The organism is Moorena sp. SIO4G3, from assembly GCF_010692305.1.
Lineage (GTDB): Bacteria > Cyanobacteriota > Cyanobacteriia > Cyanobacteriales > Coleofasciculaceae > Moorena > Moorena producens_A.
The window spans coordinates 1-2,205 of the sequence record NZ_JAAHIG010000667.1; the positions used below are offsets into that span (position 1 = coordinate 1).

The following is a 2,205-nucleotide window of genomic DNA, read 5'->3' on the forward strand; positions in this document are numbered from 1 at the left end:
AAGTAATGCCTTAGCTGCGTGCGGCTCGTTCTAGCTAGGAACTCCCCGAAACGGGGAGAGTATGAGCTAGGAGACTGCGAGGAATAACACCTCATAAGTCTTAACTGTCTTTTGGATGGTGGTGAAAACCCACCCCATGCGGAGATATGTGACTCCCTACCTTGGCCACACCGAGTGGGCGGCAACTCCACAGAGTGAAGCTGGCACCAGGGCGCAATCAGAACCAAAGCAGATAGGTATCACTGGCGCTAACGGGGAGACGACATGGGTAAAACTAGTCCTAAAAAAGTGTCTAAGGGCGAAGCCACAATCTGAAGAAAAAAATGTGCGACTATATCCATTCATTCTCATGACGTTCTGGAGCTGATAGTCATAATCTCCGAGAAGTGGATAGGCAAAATGGACTGCCCTAAATCGTCAAAACAATCTAAAAGACGGAACGAGTAAAAACGACAGCAAATATGGGTCTGAGGTGTAGTCGAGCCTTGGTAAATTATGCCAAATTTAATCCCCACTGTCGGGTAGGATGCCACCGGAAACTGGTGGCGGGTATCCAGAATACACAAAACTAATGGAGAGCATGGGTAGACACATATCGGACAGATATAGTGACCTCTGGAAAAGCCAAAAGTGGAAACAACTTCGCCGGAACCTTTTCCGCCTACAAAAGAGAGTGTATAAAGCGGTTCGAGACGGTGACCTAAGGAAGGCGCGGTCTTTACAAAAACTGATTCTGAAATCCCGTTCAGCACAACTACTGGCAATCCGTCAAGTGACACAACTTAATCTTGGAAAAAGAACCGCCGGAGTAGATGGGAAATCCACTCTCACCTACAAAGAAAGGTTCGAGGTACTCGAAAAGCTAGTATCTAGTGCGGAAGACTGGACGCACCTCGGCTTAAGGGAAATTCCAATAGCCAAGAAAAACGGAGATACGAGAATGCTAAAGGTACCGACAATTCAGGATAGAGCATGGCAATGTCTAGCAAAATATGCTCTTGAACCAGCCCATGAGGCAACGTTCAGCGCCTTCAGTTATGGTTTCAGGACAGGTAGAAGTGCCCAAGACGCGCAAAAACTACTGTTTTTAAACCTAAAATCAGACAGAAACGGCATCAACAAAAGAGTCATCGAACTAGACATCAAGAAGTGTTTTGACCGCATATCCCACAGCTCCATAATGGATAGATTGCTAGCCCCTGCGGGTCTGAAGATGGGGATATTCAGATGTCTAAAAGCAGGCATCAATCCGGAATTCCCGGAGCAAGGCACGCCCCAAGGAGGTGTGGTCAGCCCACTACTAGCCAATATTGCACTCGACGGAGTAGAAGAGGTTAACAAAAATGTCAGATGCATCCGATATGCAGATGATATGGTAATTATCCTCAAACCAAAAGATAAAGCTGAAAAGGTATTAGAAAAAGTTAAAAACTTCTTAACCCAGCGCGGCTTAGAAGTAAACCTGGAAAAGACTAAGCTGACCAAAACGACAGACGGATTTAACTTCCTGGGTTGGAAATTCCGAGTCCAGAAAAACGGAAAATTCCGGTGTATTCCCTCAGAGGAAAATCACCGGAATATACGTAAGAAGATTAAAGCCGTGGTCAATAGCTCGAATTATGGCGCTGAAGTTAAAGCGAAAAAACTAGCACCTATTGTGCGTGGTTGGAGGAATTACCACAAAAGCTGTGACATGAGCAGTTCCCGAGATAGTCTATGGTTCATAAATAAAACCGCAAACCGTAAGTTCCGAAAGGAAAAGAAGGTAAGTCGATATAGAGCCAAAGAACTATGCAAGAAAAGCTTTCCAGCAGTTGGGTATGAACAAAATCAACACGTAAATGTTAAAGGGACTAAGTCCCCTTATGACGGAGACTTAGTCTACTGGAGTACGCGAAACTCCGTACTATACGATGATGCTACCTCTAAAGCTTTAAAAAGGCAAAACCATTCCTGTGGACACTGTGGACATAAGTTCTTAAGCGACGAATATGTACATCTCCATCATGTCGATGGAAACCACGACAATTGGAAGCAGAAGAACCTAATGGCAGTTCATCAAAGCTGCCACCAAATGATTCACTGGAGCAAGCCGAAAGGCAAGCCGGAAGGTTGAGGATACCTAGGAGCCGTATGCGGTGAAAGTCGCACGTACGGTTCTGAAGCGGAGGTGCCCCGGATAATACCGGGCATCGACCGTACCTA

2 protein-coding genes are annotated in these 2,205 nt (G+C 45.7%); both read left to right on the top strand.

Annotation, left to right across the window (positions count from 1 at the left end; genetic code table 11):
• The first annotated feature begins 136 nt into the window (after window positions 1–136).
• Complete coding sequence (locus F6J99_RS44380; RefSeq protein ID WP_293123663.1) at window positions 137–367, top strand: hypothetical protein; 231 nt, start codon at window positions 137–139, stop codon at window positions 365–367.
• Window positions 368–526: 159 nt separating this feature from the next.
• Window positions 527–2,116, top strand: a complete 1,590-nt coding sequence (locus tag F6J99_RS44385) for a reverse transcriptase domain-containing protein (protein ID WP_365975491.1) — start codon at window positions 527–529, stop codon at window positions 2,114–2,116.
• The last annotated feature ends 89 nt before the right edge of the window (window positions 2,117–2,205 follow it).

What these genes read in the sequence shown, in the direction of transcription:
- F6J99_RS44380 (WP_293123663.1), top strand. Translation starts at nt 137, where the DNA reads ATGCGGAGATATGTGACTCCCTACCTTGGCCACACCGAGTGGGCGGCA.
- F6J99_RS44385 (WP_365975491.1), top strand. Translation starts at nt 527, where the DNA reads ATGCCACCGGAAACTGGTGGCGGGTATCCAGAATACACAAAACTAATG.